The following is a 24046-nucleotide window of genomic DNA, read 5'->3' as shown; positions in this document are numbered from 1 at the left end:
GGTGCTCCTTGTGACGAGGGGTCAGCGCAGGTGCCCCGCACCGGCGTTGTGGTCGACGATGCACGGCACGGCACTCACGGGGTCGATCCGGGTGCGCAGGGTGGGGGTCCAGCCCGCGCCGGACCGGAGGATCTCGCTCGGCACACCGGCGTTGTGGACGGCGATCAGGTCGGTGGGCTCGCCGTTGACGTAGTTGTCGTCGGCGGTCAGCGGCGCCTCGGACCACTTCTTGAGGATGGTCGCCTCGGAGACGCCGGCCGGGACCGTGAACGCGTTGTGTTCGGCGACGAGTTGGGACTCCAGGCCGATGCCGTAGCTGTAGCCGTAGCCGGGTTCGGCGACGAAGTGGTTGTTGTAGGAGTCGACCTGCCCGAACCGGACGCGGGGTGCGCGCTCGACCAGGTTGGAGAACAGGTTGTGGTGGAGGGTGACCTTCAGATGGCCCCGGTCGACGGCGGCCGTCGAAGCGCTGTCGCTGTTGCCGATGAGGATCGTCTTGTCGTGGTCGGCGAAGACGTTCCAGGAGGCGGTGACGTAGTCGGCGCCCTTGACGATGTCGAGTTCGCCGTCGTGCTGTTCGAAGATCCGCCCGTAGTAGGTGGGCAGCGAACTGTCCGGGTGGGCGCCGTCGGTGAACGTGTTGTGGTCCAGCCACACATGGGTGGAGCCGTAGACGACGGCGCTGTCGTACTCGGAGTTCCAGTTGCCGACGGCGGTGTCGGTCGGGTCCCACTGCGGGAAGCAGTCCAGCGGGCTCTCGAAGGCGAGGTTGCGGACGATGACGTTGTCGACGGCGGTGATCTGGAGGCTGGCGCCCTTGAATCCGGCGTTGCTGCCGATGCCGACGATGGTGGTGTTGGCGGGGACGGCCGCCTTGATGACCTTGTTCTGGTTGGCGGCGGAGACGCGGCGCAGGCCCTCGGGGCTGTCGGCGGGCTCGTTGTCGAGGTTCCGGTCGTAGCCCCAGACGGCGGGGTCGTAGGTGGCGAGGTACTGCGCGAAGTCGTAGCCGGGCGCGGCGAAGGAGTCGCAGCCCTCGGCGTTGGCGTCGATGGTCCCCTTGATTCTGATGATCTTCGGCGCGGTGCCGGCGGCGGCCAACGCGGCCTTGAAATCAGTCCAGTTGGAGACGGTGTAGACGTGGTCGGGGGTGGCGGCGGCACCGCCGCTGGTGCCGGTGCCGTAGGAGGCCCAGCCGTCGCCGGCGCCGAGGGTCTCGCGGGCGAGGTCGCGCGGGTGGGCCTGGGCGGTGGTGCCGGTGAGGGCGAGGGTCAGTGCCGTGCACCCCACCACCAGCACACTCATGACGCGTTCATGACACATTGATATACGCACGGTGCGGGTCTCCTTGCTCAGCGGAGGTCCGAGGCGTCCGTGGCCTCGGGCCAGGTGATCCAGGACGTGGGAATCTCCTCGCGCAGCCGGATCAGGTCGTGCGGCGCGAGCACCCGGGTACGGGCCGACTCCCTTGCCACGAGCCGCGCCACGGCGATGGCGCCGGGCGGATTGAAGTGCGTGTTGTCCTGCTCGGTGTCGGTCCAGTTGAAGTAGACCTTCGTCTCCTCGACGCCGAGCCGCTGCCACAGCGCCAGCGACAACGCCTCGATGTCGAGCAGCGCGACGTCTTCCTGCCGGGCGAGCGCGCGCATCGCCGCCGGGTAGTCCCCGTGTGTCGCGAGGGCGTTGCCGTCGGCGTCGAACCTGCGGCGCTCCACGGGGGTGGCGAGCACCGGCCGGGCACCGCGGCTGCGGGCGCCGTCGAGATAGCGCCGCAGACAGTCCTGGTACGTCGTCCAGGGCTCGGTGTAGCGGGTCGGATCGGCGGTCTTCTCGTCGTTGTGCGCGAACTGGACGAGAAGGAGGTCACCGGGCCGGATGACGGAGAGGATCGCCGCCAGCCGCCCTTCGTCGATGAAACTCTTCGAACTCCGGCCGTTCACGGCATGGTTGGCGACTTTCACGCCCTTCCGCAGAAAGAAGGGAAGCGCCATTCCCCATCCGGTCTCGGGCGCTTCGGGCACGTATTTCTGGGCGGCGGTGGAATCTCCGGCGATGAAGAGCGTGCGCTCTCGCCGACCGCCTCGCAGGGGGACGGCGGCGAGAGCGCCCAACGCGACCTGCCGCCGAGTAATTGACACGATTGGCCCACCTTCCGGTCGTTGTCCTTCGGGGAGGGCGCGGGGGGGCGCGCGACCGGCCCTCACCGGCCCGCGCTCCCCCGCCCACTCACCCGCTCACCCACCAGAACCACCTGATGTCAGTGGTTCTTCTTCCAGTCCGCCTGGGCCTTGTTCAGCTGGTCGGCCAGCGTGTCCAGGAACTCCTTCGCCGTCATCTTCCCGAGCAGCAGCTTCTGGAAGTTCGGCTCGTTGTCCGCCTTGGAGATCGTGTTCCAGTCCGGCAGGTAGTACGGCAGCTGCACGATCTTCGTGTCGGTGCCGTTGAGCGCCTGTGCCGCCAACCGGGTCGGCTCGGAGCTCTGGATCCAGGCCGCGTTCGCCGCGTCCGTGTTCGCCGGGACCTGCCCCGCCGACTCGTTGAACTTGGAGTTCTCCGCCGCCGACACCGCGAACTCGATGAACTTCCAGGCCGCTTCCTTGTTCTTGCTCGACTTGAACAGACTCAGCCCGTCGACGGGGTTGGAGATCTGCACACGCGTGCCGTCGTCGAGCGTGGGATTGGGAATGCCCTTGAACTTGTCCGCGCCCAGCGCCTTCAGATGGTCCTGATACGACCCGAGGTTGTGGCTGAGCATCCCGATCGTGCCGCTGTCCCACTGCGCGACCATCTTGGTGAAGTCGTTGTTGAGGTCGGCGGACGGTGTGTCCTTCTTGAACAGGCTCACGTATTTCGCCAACGCGGCCACGTTCTTGGGGTCGTTGACCGTCGTCGTGTCGCCGTTCCAGAACGAGGTGATCCCGGTCTGCCCGTACACCGCGTCGAGGGCCGGCGCGATCGACCCCTCACCGCCGCGAATGGTGAAGCCGAACCTGTTCTTCGCCTTGTCGGTGAGCTTGTCGGCGGCGGCGTAGAACTTCGCCCAGGTGGTGGGCGCGTCCAGACCGGCCGCCTTGAACAGGTCGGTGCGGTACCAGAGCGTGCCGTTGTTCGCGGAGGTCGGGATCTGGTACAGCGCGCCCCCGCCGCCGGCGGACTTGCTGACGTCGAGCAGGTTCTGGCTCAACTTGCCGTTCAGCGCACTGGACTTGAGCCGGCTGTCCAAGGGTTCCAGTGCCCCCTGCACGGCGACCTCGGCGAGCACCGCGGTGCCCACCCCGCCGACGTCGGGCAGCCCGCCGCCCTGGATCGCGGTGTCGTACTTGGACTGGGCGCTGGCCGCCGGTATCCCGACGTACTTGACCTTGATGTCGGGGTTCTTCTTCTCGAAGTCCGCGATGATCTGCTTCCAGATGTCGGTACGGACACCGCCGTTGTTGTCCCAGAAGGTGATCGTGCCCTTGCCGGAGCCCTCACCGCCCTTGTCCCCCGCGCCGCCGCTGCCGTCGTCGCCGCAGGCGGTGGCGGTCAGCGCGAGCACGGAGCCCAGGGCGACGGCCGTCGCGGCCCGCCGGGTTCTGCGGATGCTGGTCTTCATAGGTCGGCTCTCTTCTGGTGGGTCCAACGGGGTGATGAGGTCACCGGCAGTGACTGGCAAGCGCTTGCTACGGAGGTGCGTCATGGCGACTCCCAACAGGCGTACGGGCAGGGCGAGTTAGTGGAGAGAACTGATCCGGAACCGCGTGAACACCGCCGCGCCGGCATGTCCCGCGCCCACGGGTGCGAGCGCGAACAGCCCGAGCAGGGCACCGACCCAGCGCCAGGGGGTGGCGGCGAAGACCTGGCCGCTCGGCCGCGGCCCGTCCCCGACGTCGTGGAAGAAGCGGCAGCGCGCCCCGGCGCCGATCTCGATCCGCAGCCGGACCCGGTCCTCGGGTGCGGGGCAGGACTCCCCCGCGTCCCGTTCGCGCTCGACGGCGGGCTCGGCGAAGCGGTGCACGAACCGCGCCTGCCCGTCCGCGCCCCGCTGGAGCCCGATCCAGCTGTACGCGTCGCCGAGCACGGCCAGCCCCGCCCTCGCCCCCGGTTCCTGGCCGCGCAGCCGCAGGTCCACCTCGACGGCGACGGGCGTGCCGGGCAGGCGCTGGGTGAGGAGGTTCGGAAGCCTGCGCAGGTCGTGCGTGTCGGCCGTACGGGCGCAGGTCAGCCGCAGTCCGTCGCCGGAGTGGTGCGTGGCCCAGCCGTCCCGGGGATTGGCCGTCCACTGCCACTGGCGGCCGTACCGCCCGCCGGGGAAGTCGTCGTCGGTGGCGGGCGCGGCGGGCGGCTGCGGCGGCAGACCGGGTTTCGGGTGTACGGCGACGGGGGTGCCCGCGTCGCCGATGACCGGCCAGTCGTCGTCGCCCCAGCGCATCGGCTGGAGGTGGACGACCCGGCCGTAGGGGCCGCGCTGCTGGAAGTGCAGGAACCAGTCCTCGCCGGACGGGGTGTCCACCCACGCGCCCTGGTGGGGGCCGTTGACGTCGGTGGCCCCTTGTTCCAGGACGACCTTCTCCTCGTAGGGGCCGAAGAAGCCGCGGGAGCGGAACGCGCCCTGCCAGCCGGTCCCGACTCCCCCGGCGGGGGCGAGGATCCAGAACCAGCCGTCGCGCCGGTGGACCTTGGGGCCCTCCAGGGTGAACCAGCCGGGGAGGCGGTCCGCGTCCACGACGACCTTGCCGTCGTCGAGCAGGGTCGTGGCGTCGGGGTGCATACGGTGGCCGGTGAGGCGGTTCTTGACGCCCGCGCGGGACTTGGCCCAGGCGTGCACGAGGTAGGCCTCGCCGTCGTTCTCCTCGTCCCACAGGGGGCAGGGGTCGATCAGGCCCTTGCCCTCCTTGAGGAGGTGGGGGCGGGTCCAAGGTCCTCTGATCTCGGGGGCGTTGATCTGGAAGATGCCCTGGTCGGGGTCGCCCCAGAAGATCCAGAAGCGCTCGTCGTGGTACCTCAACGCGGGGGCCCAGACCCCGCAGTCGTGCCGTGGGGTCCCGAACACGCTTGCCGGTTCCAGGCGTTGGAGGGCGTGGCCGACCAGGGTCCAGTTCACCAGGTCGCGGGAGTGCAGCAGGGGCAGTCCGGGGACCCGGCCGAAGCTGGACGCGGTGAGGTAGAAGTCGTCGCCGACGCGGATGACGTCCGGGTCGGACCAGTCGGCGTTCAGGACGGGGTTGGTGTACGTCTCGGGGGTCACTGGCCGACCGCCTTCCGCACCAGTACCGCCGCCTCGGCCCGGTCCAGGGTGCCGTCCGCGACGACGGTGACGACGCGCCGCACGACCGTGTCGCCGGGCGGGACCGGCAGGCGTCGGTCCGCGGCCAACGAGGCGCCCACGCCCGGGTATTCGGCGGTGCGGACGAACCACGGGTCCTGGCGGGAGCGGTCGGTGGCGCCGGCCAGGACCAGGGTCCAGCCGGTGCCGGCGAGGGCGAGCCAGTCGGCGCGGGTGCCGTGCACGGCCCCTTCGCCCTCGCGGTCGGCGGTGAAGACACGCGGGGCCGCCGCCTCTTTGCGGGCCCGCCAGAAGAAGCCTCCGTACCCGGCTCCGGGGCGGCCGTTGGTGGCGGGGCTGCCGATCGAGAGGGGGCCGGACGTCACGTTCGTGAGCGAGAAGGTGAAGTCCAACGCCCAGGCGGTGTCGGTGAGTTCGGTGGCGGCGACGGTGCGGCGCTCGCGCAGCAGCACCGCGCCTAAGGCCACCCAGCGCAGTTCCTCGACGAAGCCGTCGGGGTCGCGCAGCTGGAAACCGGAGTGGCGCTGGGCGCCGTGGTTGTCCAGTTCCGTGGGCCCCTGGTCGCGGACGTAGGTGCGCCCGCCCCAGAAGTTGTGCCCCTCGACGTCGGGAACGGCGACACCGACGCCGAGGTGGTGGGTGTGGTCGGCGGGGCTCAGTTCGGTGACCGCCGTACCGGACAGGGTGGTCACCGGGTGCAGATACGGGCGCGGAGAGAGCCGGTCGGGCAGCTCGGGCCTGGTGACGTACCGGGCGACCGGGCGCCCCGCGACGCGGAGCACCGGCGTGTCCTGCTGGGTGTTCATCAAGGGCTCACCTCCTTCGGTGGGGCCCAGGGGGCGCCCAGCTCGGAGTAGAGGGCGAGGGTGTCGGCCGCCGTGGTGACCAGCGCGTCGATGCCGGGGACCACCCGGCGGTTCTCGGCGGGCAGCAAGTGCCATGCCTCGGCCGGGAGTTGTACCGGGTCGGGGGCCTGGCGGATCGCTTCGACGACCTTCATGAAGGCGCCCGTCGCGTCCGGTTCGACCAACAGCGCCTCGCCGTCGACGAGATGGGCGACCAGGTTCTCCAGCAGATCCGTGCTGCCGTACTCGAACTCCTCGGGGCCGTGGCCCGCGCGCTGGAGCAGGGCGCGGTCCTGCTTGTACCAGTAGGTGATCCGGCCCTCGCTGCCGTGCACCACCACATAGGGGTCGCCGGGGTGTTCGGCGCACAGGGTGACGGCGACGGTGACCGGGCGGCCCTGGACCGTGCCGACCCGGACGCAGGAGGTGTCGTCGGACTCGATGTCGTTGGCCCGGACGAGTTCGGTCTCGATGCGGGTGACGTCCTCGGCGCGGGTCGTGCCGTTGAGGGCGAGGGCGGTGGCGACGGCGTGCGCGAGGGGATTGGTGAGCGCGCCGTCGATCACGTCGACGCCGTTCAGGCGGCGCTTGCCCGCCCAGGGGGCGCGCCGGTAGTAGGCCTCGTCGCGGGCCCAGGCACCGGCTCCGCCGACTCCGGTCGGCGTGCCGATCGCGCCCTCGGCGATCAGTTTCCGGATCGCGGGCACGGCGTGCGAACCGAGCGACTGGAAGCCGATCTGGCAGACCACTCCGGCCGCGGCGATCCCGTCGGCCATCCGGCGGAACTCGGCGTACGAGGGCGCGGGCGGCTTCTCCAGCAGCAGGTGCACGCCCCGCTTCGCGGCGGCCAGGGCGAGGTCCGTGTGGGTCGGGATCGGGGTGCAGATCACCGCCGCGCGGGCGCCGGTCGAGTCGAGGAGTTCCCCGAAGTCCGGTGACTGGGCCGGGAGTTCACCGCCGAACTCCTCCTCGGTCAGCGGGGTCAGCTCACAGATGCCGACGAGGCGTACCAGGCCCTTGTCCTGGAGCCGGCGGATGTTCTCGACGTGCCAGCGGCCGTGGCCGCGGGCGCCGGCGAGGACGACGGTGACAGGTGCGGTGACGGGTGGGGTGACCCCCGCGGCGGCGGGCGCGGCGGCGGTCGTGGGGCCGGTGATGGGGCCGGTCTCGGATGTCATGGGATTCTCCCTGCGTCGACGATCTTCGCCAGCAGGGTAAGCGGTTGCCTCATCCCTTCACCGCCCCCGCGCTGAAGCCGGTGATCAGCCACTTCTGGATGAAGGCGAAGACGATCACCACGGGGACGGCGGCGACGATGCCGCCGGCGGCGAGCGCGCCGAGGTCGACGCTGTCCGCGCTCATCAGGGTGTTGAGGCCGACCGGGATGGTCTGCTTGCTCTGGTCCGAGAGGAACATCAGGGCGAAGAGGAAGTGGTTCCAGGCGTGCACGAAGGCGAAGGAGCCGACCGCGATCAGGCCGGGCCGCAGCAGCGGGAGGACGACGATCCGGAAGGCGGCGAGGCGGTTGCAGCCGTCCACCCAGGCCGCCTCCTCCAGCGACTGCGGGACGTTCCGGATGAAGCCGCTGATGAGGATCATCGAGAGCGGGAGCTGGAAGACGGTCTCCGCGATGATGACGCTGGCGAGCGAGTTGATCATCTGGAGCTTGGCGAAGATCTGGAACAGCGGCACCAACAGCAGGGCGCCCGGCACGAATTGGGAGCAGAGCAGGGCCAGCATGAAGGTGCGCTTGATCCTGAACTCGAAGCGGGCCAGCGCGTAGCCGCCGGCCAGGGCGACGACGGTGGTCAGGAGCAGGGTGGCGACGCCGACGTAGACGCTGTTCTGGAAGTAGACGCCGAAGCTGCGTTCGGTCCACACCTTCTGGAAGTGGTCGAGGGTCATCGGCCAGGGCACCAGGGAGGTCGAGCCGGCCGGGCGGAACGCGAAGAGCAGGATCCAGTAGAAGGGGATCAGGGTGAAGACGAGGTAGATGCCGAGGGGCACGTAGATCTGCCAGCGCGGGACCTCGTCCCAGGCGCGGCGGACCGTGCGCGGCTGTTGGGGTGCGGGGGCCTCCCGCTCGCGGGCCGGGGCGATCTCGGTGATCACTTGTCGCCGCCTCCGAACTTGCTCAGGCGCAGATAGACGATCGAGAAGAAGAGCAGGATCACGAACGCGACCGTGGTGAGGGCGGACGCGTAGCCGAAGTCGTGTGCTTCGACACTGGTGTTGGCGACGTAGAGCGGGAGAGTGGTCGTCTCGCCGGCCGGGCCGCCGCCGGTCAGGGTGTAGAGGAGGTCGACGTTGTTGAACTCCCAGACCGCGCGCAGCAGCGTGGACAGCACGATCGCGTCCTTGAGGTGCGGCAGGGTGATGTGCAGGAACTGCTTGAAGCGGCCGGCTCCGTCGACCTCGGCGGCCTCGTAGAGGTCCTTCGACACGGACTGGAGGTCGGCGAGGATGAGGATCGCGAAGAAGGGGACGCCCCGCCAGAGGTCCGCGACGACCGCCGCGGAGAAGACCGTTGAGGGGTCGGAGAGCCAGCTCGTGCCGTACTGGCCGATTCCCATGTCGGCGAGATAACGGGTCACGCCCGTCTGGGAGTTGTAGAGCAGCACCCAGATCGCGGAGGTCAGGACGCCCGACACGGCCCAGGGCGAGAACACCAGCGCTCGGCCGACGGACCGGCCCACGAAGGTCTGGTTGACGATGAGCGCGAGGGCCAGGCCGAAGAGGAGTTGGAGGCCCACCTCCACGACGACCCACTTGGCGCTGAAGGTTAGCGTGTCCCAGAACTGCGGGTCGCTGGTGAAGGCGTGGGTGAAGTTGTCGAGGCCCGCGAAGCCGTTGCGCCACGGTTTGGTGGGGTTGTAGTTCTGGAGGCTGTAGTAGAAGACGCTGATGACCGGGTAGGCGATGAAGCCCAGCATGAGCAGCCCGGCCGGGGCGATCAACAGGTACGGGAGCCTGCGCGGGGTCGCGGAGGCACGGCGCCGCCGGGGTGGCGCGGGCGGTTTCGCCACGGCTGCGGCTTGGGCCATGACTGTTCTCCGTTCGGTACAGGAAGCGCTTGCTCGACGGACATGGGGAGAGGCTCAACCGGCGTACGGGTCCGGCACCTTGCCCGGCCGGGCCAGGAACTCGAAGTCGCAGCCGGTGTCCGCCTGGGTGATCTGGTCGTTGTAGAGCGCGCCGTAGCCGCGCTCGTACCGTGCGGGCGGCGGGGTCCACTCCGCCCTGCGTCGCGCCAACTCCTCGTCGTCCACGTTGAGTTGGAGGGTGCGTGCCGCGACGTCCAGGGTGATGGTGTCGCCGGTGCGGACGAGGGCGAGTGGTCCGCCGATGTACGACTCGGGCGCGATGTGCAGCACGCACGCGCCGTAACTCGTGCCGCTCATCCGGGCGTCGGAGATCCGGACCATGTCCCGGACGCCCTGCTTGAGGAGGTGGCCGGGGATCGGGAGCATGCCGTACTCGGGCATGCCGGGTCCGCCCTTGGGGCCCGCGTTGCGCAGCACCAGCACGCTGTCGGCGGTGATGCCCAACCCCGGGTCGTCGATGGTGCGTTGCATGGTCCGGTAGTCGTCGAAGACGACCGCCGGGCCGGTGTGCTTGAGCAGGTGCGGTGCGGCGGCGATGTGCTTGATGACGGCGCCGTCCGGGCAGAGGTTGCCGCGCAGGACGGCGACTCCGCCCTCGCTCGCCACCGGGTTGTCGCGGGTGCGGATCACGTCGTCGTTGTGCACCAGCGCGCCGTCGAGCTGCTCGCGCAGGGTGTCGTGAGAGACGGTCGGACGGTCCAGGTGGAGCAGGTCCGTGATGCGGGAGAGGAATCCGGGCAGGCCGCCGGCGAAGTGGAAGTCCTCCATGAGGTACGTCCGTCCGCCGGGGCGTACGTTCGCCAGGACCGGGACCGTGCGGGCGATGCGGTCGAAGTCGTCGAGCGTGAGCCGCACGCCCGCGCGGCCGGCCATGGCGATGAGGTGGATCACGGCGTTGGTGGAGCCGCCGAGGCCGAGGACGGTGGTGACCGCGTCCTCGAAGGCTTCCTGGGTGAGGATCGACGAGAGAACACGCCCCTTGTGGACTTGTTCAACGATCCTCATGCCGGATTGCGCGGCCATCCGATCGTGCCCCGAGTCCACGGCCGGAATGCTCGACGCGCCCGGCACGGTCACGCCCAGCGCCTCGGCGGCGGCCGTCAGCGTGGACGCGGTCCCCATGGTCATGCAGTGCCCGGGCGAGCGCGCGAGCCCGCTCTCCAGTTCGGTCAGCTCGCAGTCGCCGATGAGGCCGGCGCGTCTGTCGTCCCAGTACTTCCACATGTCGGTGCCGGAGCCGAGGACCTCGCCCCGCCAGTGGCCGGGCAGCATCGGTCCGGCGGGGACGAAGACCGTGGGCAGGTCGACACTGGCCGCGCCCATGAGGAGGGCGGGCGTCGACTTGTCGCAGCCGCCCATCAGGACGGCACCGTCGACGGGATAGGACCGCAGCAGTTCCTCGGTCTCCATCGCGAGCATGTTGCGGTAGAGCATCGGGGTCGGCTTCTGGAAGGTCTCGCTGAGCGTCGAGACGGGGAACTCCAGCGGGAAGCCGCCCGCCTGCCACACGCCCCGCTTGACCGCCTGGGCGCGCTCACGGAGGTGCACATGACAGGGATTGATGTCCGACCAGGTGTTGAGGACCGCGATGACGGGCTTGCCGAGGTGTTCCTCGGGGAGGTAGCCGAGCTGGCGGGTGCGGGCCCGGTGGCTGAAGGAGCGCAGCCCGTCGGTGCCGTACCACTGGTGGCTTCTGAGCTCTTCCGGTGCCTTCATACGGACCATCCGGCGGCTATCGCGGCGACCTCGGCGCGCTCGCTCTCGGGCAGGGGCTTGCTGGGGGGCCGTACGTCACGGCGGCACAGGCCGAGGGACGCAAGCGCTTCCTTCACGATCGTGACATTGTCGGCGGAGCCGTTCGCCGCCCTCAGTTCCTCGAATCGGCGGATCTGTTCCCACACCTTCATCGCCCCGGGATAGTCGCCGGATCGAAGCGCTTCGATCATGTTCAGGGAGACGGACGGGGCCACGTTCACGAGCCCGGAGGTGAAGCCGGTGGCGCCCGCCGAGAAGTAGGAGGGCGCGTACGGCTCGGCCAGCCCGGCCACCCACACGAAGCGTTCGAGGCCCGCGTCCCGGGCGAAGGCGGCGAAGCGGGCCGCGTCCGGGACGGCGTACTTGACGCCGATGACGTTCGGGCAGTCGTCGGCGAGTTCGGCGAGGCGGGCGCCGAGGAGCTGGGCGTTGCGGATGTAGGGGACGACGCCCAGTTCGGGCACGGCCTCGGCGATGGCGCGGTGGTAGTCGACCCAGCCGCCCTGCGAGACGTAGGGGTGGACGGGCTGATGGACCATCACCAGCTGGGCGCCGCGCTCGCGGGCGTGCCGGGCGGAGGCGATGGCGGTGGGCACGTCGTGGCCGACGCCGACGAGGACGGCGGCGCGGCCGGCCGCCTCGTCGATGGTCAACTCAGTGACGAGCTGCCGCTCTTGGGGGGTCAGGGCGTAGAACTCGCCGGTGTTGCCGTTCGGTGTGAGGATGCCGATCCCGCCGTCGAGCAGGCGGCGCAGCAGGGTCCGGTGGGTGTCCTGGTCGACGGTGCCGTCCGCGGCGAACGGGGTCACCGGGATCGCCACCACGCCGGCCAGGGCGGCCCGTTGGGCCTCGAACGCCGCTGTCATGCCCGACCGTCCTCTCCGTGGGCAGCCGGCCCGGTGCCGGGGCCCTGCCCCGACTCGGCGTCGGGGAAGGCCCGTTGAACGAACGACGCGATGTGGGCGTGCAGCGCGGTGGCGGCGGCGTCCGCGTCGCCGTCGAGGGCGAGCCGCAGGATCTCGCGGTGTTCGCCGGCCTCCCGTTCCCAGGAGGGCGAGGCGGCCCAGGCGACGGCGGACACGAGGGCGGCCTGGTCGCGGACCTCGTCGAGCATCCGGCCGAGCAGCGGGTTGCCGCACGGCAGGTACAGGGCGCGATGGAACTCCCGGTTGGCGAGGGAGCGTTCGGCGGTGTCGGTGGCCTCGTCGGCGCGGGTCAGCGCCTCGCGGGCGGCGTCCAGGGAGGCGCCCAGCCGTACGGCCCGCCGCAGCGCCTCGGGTTCGAGGAGCAGCCGGACGTCGTACACCTCGCGCGCCATGTCCGCGTCCACCATGCGCACCGTGACGCCCTTGTACTGGCTCATCACGACGAGCCCGGTGCCGGCCAGGGTCTTGAGCGCCTCGCGCACCGGGGTCTTGGACACCCCGAACTGTGCGGCGAGTTCGGTCTCGACGAGTGGCTGACCGGGGGTCAACTGCCCGGTGAGGATGCGGTGTTTGATCGCGTCCAGCACGTACTGCGTGCGGGACGGGATCGGCGTGGGCACAGAGGTCATGCGCGCCTCTCGGATCTCATCGGATCTCACATATCGCGTCTCATATATGACGTACGAAGTACGACGCGTTGAAGGTAGGAGCGGCCCTGTGTTTCGTCAATGCTTCTGACAGAAGAACTAGAAAGCGCTTCACATGGCCGTGCTTCACATGGTCTTGGTGACGCCTTCGAGCGCGGCGGAGGTGCGGCCGGGGAAGATCGCGGCGGCGCGCTCCAGCGCCGCTTCCCTCGTCAGGGTGGGTCCCACATGGGTGATGAGGAGTTCGCGCGCGCCCTTGGCGCAGGCGCCGGCGTCCTCGGGCGTCAGATGGACCTGGCGTTCGCCTTCGCGATGCCGGTCGATGTCGGCCTCGCAGAGGAACACGTCGGCGCCGGCCGCGAGTTCGGCCAGCGCTTCGCAGGGCCCGCTGTCCCCCGAGTAGGCGAGGACGCTCCCCTGACACTCGGCACGCAGCCCGTAGGCCTCGGTGTCGTGGACGACGGCGCGCGCGGTGAGGCGGAGGTTCCAGTGCCTCACGGTGTGGCCGTCGTAGAGCGGGCGGAAGTCGAAGACGCCGTTCAGGAACCGTACGTCCGGCTGTCCGAAGAAGCCGGCGAGGCGGCGGGCGCAGTCCTGCGGGGCGTAGAGCGGGATCGGGGCGGCCGGGGTCATCCCGCCGAAGGCGAACGCGTAGGCCGCGGCGAGGAGATCGGCGCTGTGGTCGGCGTGCAGATGCGAGATCCAGATCGCGGTGAGCCGCGCGGGATCCGTGTGCCGCTGCAACTCCGCGAACGTTCCGGTGCCCGCGTCCACCCACACCTCGGCGCCGCCGCCGCGCAGCAGGTACCCGGAGCAGGGTCGGCCGGGGCGTGGATGCGGGGAGGCGGTGCCGAGGATGGTGAGACTGAGAGGCATGGTGGGGAAGAGTACGGTTCCGGGGCGCCCGGCACTCACATTTCAGGGCGTTCCGTGGCGCCGGGCCCCGGGATGCCCTAGGTCGTGTCCGCGAAGTCCCGTCGTCCGCCCGGAGGCAGGCGGGACTTCGCGGACACGGCCTACGGCTTCCACCCCGGGTCGCGTCCGCTGAGCCCCAGTGCCCGGTCCAGCAGTGGCGCGTCCTCCGGTACGGGCACCACCGGTCCGAAGATGCCGCCTCCGCGGCTCGGGTCCTGGGCGGCGGCGAGCAGGAAGTCGTACGACGCCTGGAGCGCGACCGGGTCGGGCTCGTAGGGCCGGCCGGTGGCCACCGCCAAGTCCCAGCCGTGGATGACGAGTTCGTCGACCGCGACGGCGGCGGCGACGGCTCCGGGGAGGTCGATGCCGCCCGCGCGGGTCATGCCGGTCCAGGCGGCCGGGTCGCGCCAGGCCTCGGCGAGCGCGTCGAGCACTCTGGGGAGGTCCTCGCGCCAGCCGGGGCCGGGGTCGGAGGCGGCGGAGTCGGGCGCGGTGTCCGTCATGACGCCCAGGTCCTTGTGTGCCGCGTCGCGGAAGGCCACGGACAGGCCGAGGAGATGTCCCAGCATGTTGCGTACGGCGGTGCCGGGGCACGGGGTCACGTCCGTGAGCTGCTCGTCGGTGACGCCCGCCACGAGCCGGGCGACGACACGGGTCTGCGGGCCGAGGTCGAAGATGCTGTCGGTCATGCGCTTCCCTTCCGGGGGTCGGTCCTCAGTCGGGGGGTAGACCGACGGCGGACCCGGAACTCATCGCGCTCCCCGCGCTCCCCGCGCGTTCTACGGCACCTGCCCGATGCCGAGCCCCCGGCCTTAGACCCACGATGACCAGGCATGACGAAGAACTGGACGGTGACCCGCATCCTGCGGGACCGTGACGCGGGGCTGTATTTCACGGGGCTGGTGGTGTCCGCCTTCGGCACGTCCGCGCTGGGGCTGGCGGCCGGTGTGTGGGTGAAGGACCTCAGCGGCTCGAACGGGCTGGCCGCGCTGTGCGGGTTCGTGATCTGGGCGCCGACCCTGTGCGGCCCGGCCCTCGGCACGATCGCCGACCGCGTCCGCTGCGGCCCCCTGCTGATCCGGACGAACCTCGCCCTCGCCGCCCTCCTCCTCACCCTGTTCGCCGTCGACTCCCGCACCGACCTGTGGCTCCTGTTCACGGTCCTGCTCGGCTACGGCACCCTCGTCGTCGTCCAGGACCCCGCCGAGTCGGCTCTTGTCGCCGCCGTGGTGGACCGGGATCTCCTCGGCGACTTCAACGGGCTGCGGATGACGGCGGTGGAGGGCATGAAACTGGTCGCGCCGCTCACCGGCGCGGGTCTGTACGCCGCGTTCGGCGGGCCCGCGGTGGCCGCTCTGGACGCGGCGACGTTCGTTCTGGCGGCGGCGCTGTGGCTGCTCCTGCGGGTGCGCGAGGAGCGACCGGGGCGTCCCGCCGGCGACTGGCGGACCCAGACCGCCGACGGCGTAAGGGAGTTGTGGGGGCATCCGCTGCTGCGCCCGCTGGTCCTGGCGGGCGGGACCATGATGTTCCTGGCCTCCCTGAGCAGTTCGACGAACTACGCGATCGTCGAGTCGCTGGGGCACGCCCCCGCCTGGACGGGCGTGCTGTACACGGCCCAGGGCGTCGGCTCGGTCGCGGTCGGGCTGGTCTCCGGGCCCGCGCTGCGACGGCTCGGCGAGCGCTGCTTCGGGGCGGCCGGGATCGCCGTGGCGGCGGTGGGGGTGGCGGCGCGGGCGCTGCCGTCCGACCCGGCGGTCCTGCTGGGCAACGCGGCGGTCGGCCTGGGACTCCCGTGCGTGCTGATCGCCGCGTTCACCGCCGTGCAGCGGGAGTTGCCGGGCCCGCTGCTGGGCCGGGCGACGGCCACCGCCAACACCCTCCTCTTCACCCCGAACGTGATCGGTCTGGCGGTGGGCGCGGCACTGGTCGAACTGGCGGACTTCCGGCTGCTGTTGGGGCTGACCGCCCTGGCGCTGTGCGCAACGGGCTTGTGTCTGGCGCTGTTCGGGCCGAAGGCGGTCGCGGATCAGAGCGCGGCCAGCGCCGACCGCACCTCCGCCAGGTCCCCGTCCGACGCCAACCCGGCGTGATACAGCCGCAGTTCGGTCGCACCGAGGCCGCGTGCCCGGACCGCGTCCGCCGCGAGTGCCCCGGGGCGTCCGCCCATCCCGGAGACGACGGCGAAGTTGGCGGCCAGCACGGCACCGTCCCGTCCCCGCTCGGCGAACGGGGTCAGCAGGCCCGCGCCGCCCGTGCAGGGGACGACCACACCGTCGGCCACCGAGAGGATGTGCCCGGGGTCCACGCCCGCGTTGGCGCCGCAGTGGTACGACTCCGGGTCCGCGTGCAGCAGGATCTGGAAGCCGTCCGGCGCGGCGGCCCGGACCGCGGCGACCGCCGTCTCCTGGAGGGTGCGGGCCCGCTCGTCGCGCCAGGCGCGCGTGGCCGTCGCGTTCGCCTCGCCGAGGAGTTTGCCGACCCCCGCCCAGCCGCCGTCGGAGGGCGCCCCCTGCCACACCGGTTCCAGCGCGGCACGTACCGTCGCCGCCAACTCCTGTGCGTCGAGGCCCTGTTCGCCGTAGCCCTGGCGGCAGGTCGGGCAGAAGCACAGGGACATCAGGTAGTGGCCCGCGTCCCCGAGGGGGATTCCGCCGGTCTTGTCGTGGGCGTTGAGATGGGAGAGGCCGTACCAGCCGAGGGACTCCAGTTCGGTGCCCTGCGCGCCGGGGCGTACGGCCGCTTCGGCGGCGAGGTCGACGAGGTACTCGCGGGTGGCCGGCTGGGCGACGCAGGGCGCCCAGGAGTAGCGGTCGCCGTAGGCGTTGACCACCGAGGTGTCCGGATGGTCGGCGCCGAGACGGGAGTTGTGGGCGAGGACGACCCAGGTGTGCACCTCAAGGCCCGCGTCCGCGAGGGTTGCGGCGGCCTCCCCGAAGGCGTCGCCCGGTGCCCAGTCGCCGGCCTCGTACGGCCTCAACTCCCGGCCCTGCCAACGGGAGTCCGGTGGATACAGGACGGCCGCGTGCTCGGCGGTGACGATCCGGTGGCGCGGGTGGCGGGGGGTCAACGCGCGGGTGGAGTGGTACGCGGAGGCGAGGGTGGCCTGCCGGACGCCGAGCGCGGCGATCCTGCGGCCCGCCTCGGGGTCGCCGTTGACGTCCCAGGGATAGACGAATGTCGACGCCTTCACGCGCCCTCCTCGATCAGCGACTTGGCCGCGGGCTCGGCCGACGAGTCGATCAACGTGTGGCCCCGCTCGACGAGTTGGGCCAGTTGTTTGACATGGTCCTCGGCCGGTTCGGTCAGCGGCGGGCGGACCTCGCCGACGTCCAGGCCCCGCATGCGGACCCCCGCCTTGACGAGCGAGACCGCGTAACCGCGTCCCTGGGCGCGCAGTTCGACGAACGGCCGGTAGAAGCCGTCCAGGAGGCGGTTCGCCGTGGTGTCGTCGCCGGTCGCGAGGGCCCGGTGGAAGGCGAGCGCGAGTTCGGGGACGAAGCAGAACACGGCGGACGAGTAGAGGGTGATGCCGATGCCCCGGTAGGCGAGCTGGGTCTGTTCGGCGGTGGGCAGTCCGTTGAAGTACAGGAAGTCGCCGGGGACTTCGGCGCGTACGGTGCTCACGATCCGCTGCATCAGGTCGAGGTCGCCGAGGCCGTCCTTGAAGCCGATGATGCCTTCGGTGCGGGCGAGTTCGACGACCGTGGCCGGGGTGAACACGGCGTTGTCGCGCTGGTAGACGATGACGGGCAGCGCGGTCGACGCGGCCACCTCCCGGTAGTGCCGCAGCAGCCCCTCCTGCCCGGCGACCACCAGGTAGGGCGGCATCGCGAGCAGCCCGTCCGCCCCGGCGGCCTCCGCGAGCCGTGCGTACCGTACGGCGAGCGCGGTGCCGTAGCCCGCGCCCGCGACGACCGGCACCCGGCCCCCGGCCGCCTCCACGGCCGCCCGCACGCACGCCTCGAACTCCTCGGGGAGCAGCGCGTGGAACTCCCCGGTGCCGCAGCACGCGAACACGGCGGCGGCGCCGGCCTCGACGCCCTGGCGGACATGCGCGCGGTACACGTCGAGATCGACGGCGCCGTCGGGGCCGTACGCGGTGACGGGGAAGAACAGCGGCCCGCTGGGGATACTGAGCCGGTCGGCGAGAGGGGCTGGCGTCACGGGCTCTCCCTTGAAACAGGCGCGTGCGTTCTTCTGATCAATGTCTACATTTCTGAACAGCTCCACCCTAAGGATCTGCCTCAGGGTGGGTCAAGCGGGCAAATGAGCAAGAAGGAAGCGGATTTCCCAGGTCCGCGCCACACTTGACGGGCATGGTGACCGATCCTTAGCGTGTCCATGCATGTGAATAAGATTCATGAATGAGGTCAGCCCTTCACCGCCGATCCCAAGGAGACCGAGGATGCCCGCCCCCCGCACCGCTCCCCGCACCGTTCTGCTCACCGGCGCCGCAGGCGGACTCGGCACCCTGATGCGGGACCTGCTCCCCTCCTACGGCTACGACCTGCGGCTGCTGGATCTGCGCCCGATCGAGGGCGAGCCGGACGCGATCACCGCCGACCTCTCCGACAGGGCGGCGCTCCGGGAGGCCGTGCGGGGCGTCGACGCGATCGTCCACCTCGCCGGGATCTCCCTGGAAGCCTCCTTCGACAAGATCCTCGCGTCGAACATCCAGGGCACGTACAACCTCTACGAGGCCGCCCGCGAGGAGGGCGTCGGCCGTGTCGTGTTCGCCTCCTCCAACCACGCGGTGGGCTACACCCCGAGGCCGCAGGGGGACGACCCGCTCATCCCGGTCGACACCCCGCACCGCCCCGACACCTTCTACGGCCTGTCCAAGTCCTTCGGCGAGGACCTCGCGCAGCTCTACTGGGACAAGCACGGCCTGGAGACCGTCTCCGTGCGCATCGGCTCCTGCTTCCCCGAGCCCAGCAGTGTGCGCATGCTGTCGATCTGGATGAGCCCCGCCGACGGCGCCCGCCTCTTCCACGCGGCCCTGACCGCCGAGGACGTACGGCACACCATCGTCTACGGCTCCTCCGCCAACACCCGCCTGTGGTGGGACCTGTCGACCGCGCGGGCCCTCGGCTACGAGCCGCGGGACGACTCCGAGCCGTACGCCGAGAAGCTGATCGCCGAGCAGGGCGAGCTGGTGCCGGGGGTCGAGGCGCACGCCTATCTCGGCGGCCAGTTCGTGACCGACCCGCCGATCTGGCCGTACTGACCGGAAAAGGGACTCCGGGGCGGCGGGCGGGCACCGAACGGGCCCGCCCGCCGCCGTGTTCGGGCACGGACTCCGCCCGGTCTCCCGCCCCGGCGCACTACGGCGCAGGTCCGCGACGGGCACCGCGCGCGGCAAACGGTCGCACCCGGGCAGCATCGGGCCTGCAACAGGCCTGGTCAGTGCCGCACACCCGCTGTAGAACTTCCCCCAAGGGTCCCACCGGGCCCGAACGGGCAGTACTCCGGGCGAGCGGGAGGGCGGTGTCGGCCATGGGGACGAGTTCGGCGGAGGAGCGTCAACGGGAGATCGTGCGCACCGCGCGCCGCACCGGCTCGGTCGACGTCACCGCGCTCGCCGCCGAGCTGGGCGTGGCCAAGGAGACCGTACGGCGGGATCTGCGCGCCCTGGAGGACCACGGGCTGGTGCGCAGGACCCATGGCGGCGCCTACCCCGTGGAGAGCGCCGGTTTCGAGACGACGCTCGCCTTCCGCGCCACCAGCCACGTACCCGAGAAGCGGCGGATCGCGCTCGCCGCGGCCGAGTTGCTCGGGGACGCCGAGACGGTCTTCGTCGACGAGGGCTACACGCCCCGGCTCATCGCCGAGGCGCTGCCCAGGGACCGGCCGCTGACCGTGGTCACCGCGTCCCTGCCGGTCGCGGGCGTGCTCGCCGAGTCCGAGCACACCTCGGTGCTGCTGCTCGGCGGCCGGGTCCGGCACGGCACCCTGGCGACCGTGGACCACTGGACGACGAAGATGCTCGCCGGCTTCGTCCTCGACCTCGCCTTCATCGGCGCCAACGGCGTCTCCCGCGAACACGGGCTGACCACGCCCGACCCCGCCGTGTGCGAGGTCAAGGCGCAGGCCGTCCGCGCCGCCCGGCGCACCGTGTTCGCGGGTGTGCACACCAAGTTCGGGGCGGTCAGCTTCTGCCGGTTCGCCGAGATCGGCGCCCTGGAGACGATCGTCACCAGCACCCTGCTCCCCTCGGCCGAGGCCCACCGCTACTCACTGCTGGGGCCACAGGTCATCCGCGTCTAGCGCACCGTTCGAGATTCCCCCTCACCCACCAGGGGTGTGCCGTTCCCGCGCGCACCCTTTTTCTCCCCATATGTGCAGGAGCGATCCATGCGAACCCAGAGCCGACGACGGCCGCCGCGAGCCACGCTCGCCCTGGCCGCCGTAGGGACGCTGCTCGCCCCGCTGCTCTCCGGCTGCTGGGTCGGAGCGGGCGGCGCCGGATCGGGCGGCGACTCGATCAACGTCCTGATGGTCAACAACCCCCAGATGGTCGAACTCCAGAAGCTGGCCCCGCACTTCACGAAGGAGACCGGCATCAAGGTCAACTTCACGGTGCTGCCCGAGAACGACGTCCGCGACAAGATCAGCCAGGACTTCGCCAACCAGGCCGGCCAGTACGACGTGGCGACCCTCTCCAACTACGAGATCCCGATCTACGCCCGCAACGGCTGGCTGCACGAGATGGACTCGTACGTCGCGAAGGACCCCGGCTACGACGAGCAGGACATCCTCAAGCCGATGCGGGAGTCCCTGACGGCGGACGACGGCAAGCTCTACGGGCAGCCGTTCTACGGCGAGTCGTCCTTCCTGATGTACCGCAAGGACGTGCTCGCCGCGAAGGGCCTCACCATGCCCGCGCACCCGACCTGGACCCAGGTGGCCGACATCGCCGCCAAGGTCGACGGGGCGCAGTCGGGCATGAAGGGCATCTGCCTGCGCGGACTGCCCGGCTGGGGCGAGCTGATGGCGCCTTTGACCACCGTCGTGAACACCTTCGGCGGCACCTGGTTCACCAAGGACTGGAAGGCACAGCTCGACTCCCCCGCCTTCGAGAAGGCGACGAAGTTCTATGTCGACCTGGTCCGCGCGCACGGCGAGTCCGGCGCGGCCCAGTCCGGCTTCGCCGAGTGCCTCAACAACATCACCCAGAGCAAGGTCGCCATGTGGTACGACGCCACCTCGGCGGCGGGATCGCTGGAGGCCAAGGGCTCCCCGGTGAGGGGCAAGATCGGCTACGTCCCCGCGCCGGTCGAGAAGACCGGCTCCTCCGGCTGGCTCTACACCTGGGCCTGGGGCATCCAGAAGGCGTCCCACAACTCCGACAAGGCCTGGCGGTTCGTGTCCTGGGCGTCCGGCAAGGAGTACGAGCGGCTGGTCGGCGAGACGGACGGCTGGGCCAACGTGCCGGCCGGGAAGCGCGCCTCGACGTACACGAACCCCGAGTACGTGAAGGAGGCCGCCGCCTTCCAGGAGCAGACGAAGGAGGCCATCGAGGGCGCCAGGCCCAACGATCCCGGGGTGCAGCCGCGCCCCGCGCCCGGCATCCAGTTCGTCGACATCCCCGAGTTCACCGACCTCGGCACGAAGGTCTCCCAGGAGATCAGTTCGGCCATCGCCGGGCGCCAGTCCACAGGCTCGGCCCTGAAGAAGTCCCAGAAACTCGCCGAGAAGATCTCCAAGGAGTACGAGGGACGATGACCGCCACGACCACGGCCCCGTTGGCCGCCACCGCGACCCGCACCGCGCGCCCGCCCTCGGACCGGCTGCGCGCCTGGGCCACCCGCGCCCCGCTGCTCCCCGCCCTGATCTTCATGATCGTCGTGACCCAACTCCCGTTCGTGGCCACGCTGGTGATCTCCTTCTTCGACTGGAACGCGCTCTACCCGAAGGCCCGCCACTTCACCGGCGTCGACAACTACCGGCAGGTCCTCAGCGACCCCGACCTGCGCCACTCGGTGTGGACGACCGTCCTGCTCACCGTCGCGGTGGTGCTGGCCAGCCTGGTCCTGGGCCTGCTGCTCGCCCTGCTCCTGGACCGCAGGTTCCGCGGCCGGGGCTTCGTCCGCACCCTGCTGATCGCGCCGTTCCTGGTGGTGCCGGTGGCTGCGGCCCTGCTCTGGAAGCATGTGCTCTACAACCCCGAATACGGGCTGCTCAACGGCCTGTTGCACTATGTGGGCGGCCCGCAGCCGGACTGGATCTCCAACACCCCGCTGCTCGCCGTCGAGGCCTCCCTGGTGTGGCAGTGGACGCCGTTCATGATGCTGATCCTGCTGGCCGGACTCCAGAGCCGCGACCACCAGCAGATCGAGGCCGCGAAGGTGGACGGCGCGAACGACTGGCAGATCTTCCGCCATCTGACGCTGCCGCACCTGCGCCGCTATCTCGAACTCGGCGCCCTGCTCGGCTCGATCTACATCGTGCAGAACTTCGACGCGGTCTTCACCATCACGTCCGGCGGGCTGGGCACCGCCAACCTGCCCTACACCGTCTATCAGAGCTTCTACCAGGCCCACGAGAACGGCCTCGCCTCGGCGGCCGGCGTCCTGGTCGTCATCGGCTCGATCGTCATCGCGACCTTCGCCCTGCGGGTCGTGTCGTCCCTGTTCCGTGAGGAGGCGTCCCGCGCATGAGCAGCATCGCCGTACGCGCGCGTGCCCGCCGCAAAGGCGCCGGACTCGGCCTGGTGGCCTGGGTGCTCGGCATCGTGTTCTTCCTGCCCATCGCCTGGATGGCGCTGACGTCCTTCCACTCGGAGAGCGACGCGGCGACCAACCCGCCGTCCTTCGGGGCCGCCCTCACCCTGGACGGCTACCGGGAGTTCTTCGGCACCGGCGGCGGCGCGAGCCCCTGGCCCGCACTGGTCAACTCCCTTGTCGCGTCCGTGACGTCGACGCTCTTCGTGCTGCTGCTGGCGTTCCCGGCGGCCTACGCGCTGTCGATCCGCCCGGTGAAGAAGTGGACGGACGTCCTGTTCTTCTTCCTGTCCACGAAGATGCTCCCGGTGGTCGCGGGCCTGCTGCCGATCTACCTGTTCGCGAAGAACGCCGGGATGCTGGACAACATCTGGCTCCTGGTCATCCTCTACACCTCGATGAACCTGCCGATCGCGGTGTGGATGATGCAGTCCTTCCTCGCCGAGGTCCCGGTCGCCGTCATCGAGGCGGCGCAGCTCGACGGCGCCCGGCTGCCGACCGTCCTCGCGCGCGTGGTGGCCCCGATCGCCCTCCCCGGTATCGCGGCGACGGCCCTGATCTGCTTCATCTTCAGCTGGAACGAGCTGCTGTTCGCCCGCGTGCTCACGGGTGTCGTCGCCGAGACCGCGCCCGTCTTCCTGACCGGCTTCATCACCAGCCAGGGCCTGTTCCTGGCCAAGGTGTGCGCCGCGTCGCTCGTCATCTCCCTGCCGGTGCTCGCCGCGGGGTTCGCCGCCCAGGACAAGCTGGTCCAGGGCCTCTCCCTGGGAGCCGTGAAATGAAGGCCGCCGTCATCGAGTCCGTGGGCCGCGCCGTCGTCACCGAGGTCCCCGACCCGACGCCGGGCCCCCGCGAGGTCGTCGTCGAGGTCGCCGCCTGCGGGCTGTGCGGCACCGATCTGCACATCCTCCAGGGCGAGTTCGCGCCCAAGCTGCCGATCGTGCCGGGCCACGAGTTCGCGGGCGAGATCGTCGCGGTCGGCACCCAGGTCACCGAGGTCGCGGTCGGCGACCAGGTGGCCGTGGACCCGTCGCTCTACTGCCACGAGTGCCGGCAGTGCCGCAACGGCCACAACAACCTCTGCGAACGCTGGGCCGCGATCGGCGTCACCACGGCGGGCGGCGCGGCCCAGTACGCACTCGCCCCGGTGGCGAACTGCGTCAGGCTGCCCGAGCACATCCGCACCCAGGACGCGGCCCTCGTCGAACCGCTGTCCTGCGCGGTGCGCGGCTACGACGTCCTCACGTCCCGCCTCGGCGCGCACGTCCTGATCTACGGCTCCGGGACCATGGGCCTGATGATGCTGGAGCTGGCCAAGCGCACCGGCGCGGCGAGCGTCGACATCGTGGACCTGAACCCGGCCCGCCTGGAGACCGCGCGCACGCTCGGGGTCTCCGGGTCGGCGGCGGACGCGGACGAGCTGGACCGGCCGCAGGGCTGGGACCTCGTCGTCGACGCGACCGGCAACGCGGCGGCGATCCAGGACGGCCTGGACCGGGTGGCGAAGGCGGGCACGTTCCTCCAGTTCGGGGTGGCCGACTACGCGACCCGGGTGTCGATCGACCCGTACCGCATCTACAACCAGGAGATCACCATCACCGGCTCCATGGCGGTGCTGCACAGCTTCGAACGGGCGGCGGAACTCTTCGCGAACGGCGTCCTCGACCCGGAGATCTTCATCAGCGACCGGCTGGAACTGGAGCGCTATCCGGAGGCGCTGGCCCAGTTCGCGGCGGGAGTGGGGCGGAAGATCGTGGTGATCCCGTAGGGAATCGGCGCAACGACGGGTTCGGGCCGGTACTTCCAAAGCTTGGCCAATTGGTGACTTGGTAAGGGAACGGCAAAATGGTCTCGGTCGTTCA

At 70.6% G+C, this 24046-nt stretch carries 22 protein-coding genes; 7 read left to right on the top strand and 15 right to left on the bottom strand.

What is annotated here, in order from left to right; translation table 11 throughout:
* Window positions 1–21 precede the first annotated feature (21 nt).
* From ACIQPR_RS32270 to ACIQPR_RS32210, 13 genes are all read right to left on the bottom strand, one after another.
* Window positions 22–1305, bottom strand: coding sequence for a polysaccharide lyase family 1 protein (locus tag ACIQPR_RS32270; RefSeq protein WP_403655433.1), 1284 nt, complete (start codon window positions 1303–1305; stop codon window positions 22–24).
* 47 nt (window positions 1306–1352) lie between these two features.
* On the bottom strand, window positions 1353–2138 hold the full coding sequence (locus ACIQPR_RS32265) for a rhamnogalacturonan acetylesterase (RefSeq protein WP_403655431.1): 786 nt from the start codon (window positions 2136–2138) through the stop codon (window positions 1353–1355).
* Between the two features lie 119 nt (window positions 2139–2257).
* A complete protein-coding gene (locus ACIQPR_RS32260; RefSeq protein WP_403655429.1) occupies window positions 2258–3595 on the bottom strand; it encodes an ABC transporter substrate-binding protein in 1338 nt (445 codons plus the stop codon).
* 117 nt (window positions 3596–3712) lie between these two features.
* Window positions 3713–5227 (bottom strand): family 43 glycosylhydrolase, encoded by a 1515-nt coding sequence (locus ACIQPR_RS32255; protein ID WP_403655427.1) that lies wholly within the window; start codon window positions 5225–5227, stop codon window positions 3713–3715.
* Window positions 5224–6072 carry a PmoA family protein gene (locus ACIQPR_RS32250; protein WP_403655425.1) on the bottom strand — a complete coding sequence of 283 codons (849 nt, stop codon included), beginning with the start codon at window positions 6070–6072 and terminating at the stop codon, window positions 5224–5226. Before ACIQPR_RS32250 ends, ACIQPR_RS32255 begins: the two co-directional genes overlap by 4 nt.
* Window positions 6072–7289 carry a Gfo/Idh/MocA family protein gene (locus ACIQPR_RS32245; protein ID WP_403655423.1) on the bottom strand — a complete coding sequence of 406 codons (1218 nt, stop codon included), beginning with the start codon at window positions 7287–7289 and terminating at the stop codon, window positions 6072–6074. The genes ACIQPR_RS32250 and ACIQPR_RS32245 overlap by 1 nt, the downstream gene beginning before the upstream one ends.
* A 49-nt stretch (window positions 7290–7338) precedes the next feature.
* Window positions 7339–8223: a carbohydrate ABC transporter permease gene (locus ACIQPR_RS32240; RefSeq protein WP_403655421.1), complete on the bottom strand. Its 885-nt coding sequence runs from the start codon at window positions 8221–8223 to the stop codon at window positions 7339–7341.
* Entirely contained in the window at window positions 8220–9155 is a 936-nt protein-coding gene (locus ACIQPR_RS32235) for a carbohydrate ABC transporter permease (protein ID WP_403655419.1), read from the bottom strand. The genes ACIQPR_RS32240 and ACIQPR_RS32235 overlap by 4 nt, the downstream gene beginning before the upstream one ends.
* A 54-nt stretch (window positions 9156–9209) precedes the next feature.
* Window positions 9210–10940 carry an L-arabinonate dehydratase gene (araD, locus tag ACIQPR_RS32230; protein WP_403655417.1) on the bottom strand — a complete coding sequence of 577 codons (1731 nt, stop codon included), beginning with the start codon at window positions 10938–10940 and terminating at the stop codon, window positions 9210–9212.
* Entirely contained in the window at window positions 10928–11836 is a 909-nt protein-coding gene (locus ACIQPR_RS32225; protein ID WP_403655415.1) for a dihydrodipicolinate synthase family protein, read from the bottom strand. The genes araD and ACIQPR_RS32225 overlap by 13 nt, the downstream gene beginning before the upstream one ends.
* Window positions 11833–12525, bottom strand: a complete 693-nt coding sequence (locus ACIQPR_RS32220; protein ID WP_403655413.1) for a GntR family transcriptional regulator — start codon at window positions 12523–12525, stop codon at window positions 11833–11835. The genes ACIQPR_RS32225 and ACIQPR_RS32220 overlap by 4 nt, the downstream gene beginning before the upstream one ends.
* 144 nt (window positions 12526–12669) lie before the next feature.
* Entirely contained in the window at window positions 12670–13419 is a 750-nt protein-coding gene (locus tag ACIQPR_RS32215) for an MBL fold metallo-hydrolase (RefSeq protein ID WP_403655411.1), read from the bottom strand.
* A 140-nt stretch (window positions 13420–13559) separates the two neighbouring features.
* Complete coding sequence (locus tag ACIQPR_RS32210) at window positions 13560–14147, bottom strand: TIGR03086 family metal-binding protein (protein ID WP_403655409.1); 588 nt, start codon at window positions 14145–14147, stop codon at window positions 13560–13562.
* A gap of 144 nt (window positions 14148–14291) precedes the next feature.
* Between ACIQPR_RS32210 and ACIQPR_RS32205 the strand changes: the two genes are divergently transcribed.
* Window positions 14292–15551, top strand: coding sequence for an MFS transporter (locus ACIQPR_RS32205; protein ID WP_403655407.1), 1260 nt, complete (start codon window positions 14292–14294; stop codon window positions 15549–15551).
* On the opposite strand, the gene ACIQPR_RS32200 is transcribed toward ACIQPR_RS32205, so the two are convergent.
* Window positions 15488–16651: a hypothetical protein gene (locus ACIQPR_RS32200; protein ID WP_403655405.1), complete on the bottom strand. Its 1164-nt coding sequence runs from the start codon at window positions 16649–16651 to the stop codon at window positions 15488–15490. The genes ACIQPR_RS32205 and ACIQPR_RS32200 overlap by 64 nt on opposite strands.
* On the bottom strand, window positions 16648–17625 hold the full coding sequence (locus ACIQPR_RS32195) for a 5-dehydro-4-deoxyglucarate dehydratase (protein WP_403655403.1): 978 nt from the start codon (window positions 17623–17625) through the stop codon (window positions 16648–16650). Before ACIQPR_RS32195 ends, ACIQPR_RS32200 begins: the two co-directional genes overlap by 4 nt.
* Window positions 17626–17866: 241 nt before the next feature.
* Here ACIQPR_RS32195 and ACIQPR_RS32190 point away from each other — a divergent pair, with 241 nt between their 5' ends.
* From ACIQPR_RS32190 to ACIQPR_RS32165, 6 genes are all read left to right on the top strand, one after another.
* On the top strand, window positions 17867–18688 hold the full coding sequence (locus tag ACIQPR_RS32190; protein ID WP_403655401.1) for an NAD-dependent epimerase/dehydratase family protein: 822 nt from the start codon (window positions 17867–17869) through the stop codon (window positions 18686–18688).
* 269 nt (window positions 18689–18957) lie between these two features.
* The gene (locus ACIQPR_RS32185) at window positions 18958–19728 is read left to right on the top strand and encodes a DeoR/GlpR family DNA-binding transcription regulator (RefSeq protein ID WP_403655399.1); all 771 of its coding nucleotides are present in this window, start codon (window positions 18958–18960) and stop codon (window positions 19726–19728) included.
* A gap of 87 nt (window positions 19729–19815) precedes the next feature.
* Entirely contained in the window at window positions 19816–21186 is a 1371-nt protein-coding gene (locus ACIQPR_RS32180) for an ABC transporter substrate-binding protein (protein WP_403655397.1), read from the top strand.
* Window positions 21183–22121, top strand: a complete 939-nt coding sequence (locus ACIQPR_RS32175; RefSeq protein WP_403655395.1) for a carbohydrate ABC transporter permease — start codon at window positions 21183–21185, stop codon at window positions 22119–22121. Before ACIQPR_RS32180 ends, ACIQPR_RS32175 begins: the two co-directional genes overlap by 4 nt.
* The gene (locus ACIQPR_RS32170) at window positions 22118–22966 is read left to right on the top strand and encodes a carbohydrate ABC transporter permease (RefSeq protein ID WP_403655393.1); all 849 of its coding nucleotides are present in this window, start codon (window positions 22118–22120) and stop codon (window positions 22964–22966) included. Before ACIQPR_RS32175 ends, ACIQPR_RS32170 begins: the two co-directional genes overlap by 4 nt.
* On the top strand, window positions 22963–23952 hold the full coding sequence (locus ACIQPR_RS32165) for a zinc-dependent alcohol dehydrogenase family protein (protein WP_403655391.1): 990 nt from the start codon (window positions 22963–22965) through the stop codon (window positions 23950–23952). Before ACIQPR_RS32170 ends, ACIQPR_RS32165 begins: the two co-directional genes overlap by 4 nt.
* The last annotated feature ends 94 nt before the right edge of the window (window positions 23953–24046 follow it).

It is taken from the genome of Streptomyces sp. NPDC091280 (assembly GCF_044768565.1).
In the GTDB taxonomy this organism is placed as follows: Bacteria; Actinomycetota; Actinomycetes; order Streptomycetales; family Streptomycetaceae; genus Streptomyces.
The sequence above is the reverse complement of the archived record's forward strand: the minus strand, read 5'-3'. Positions and strand labels throughout refer to the sequence as shown.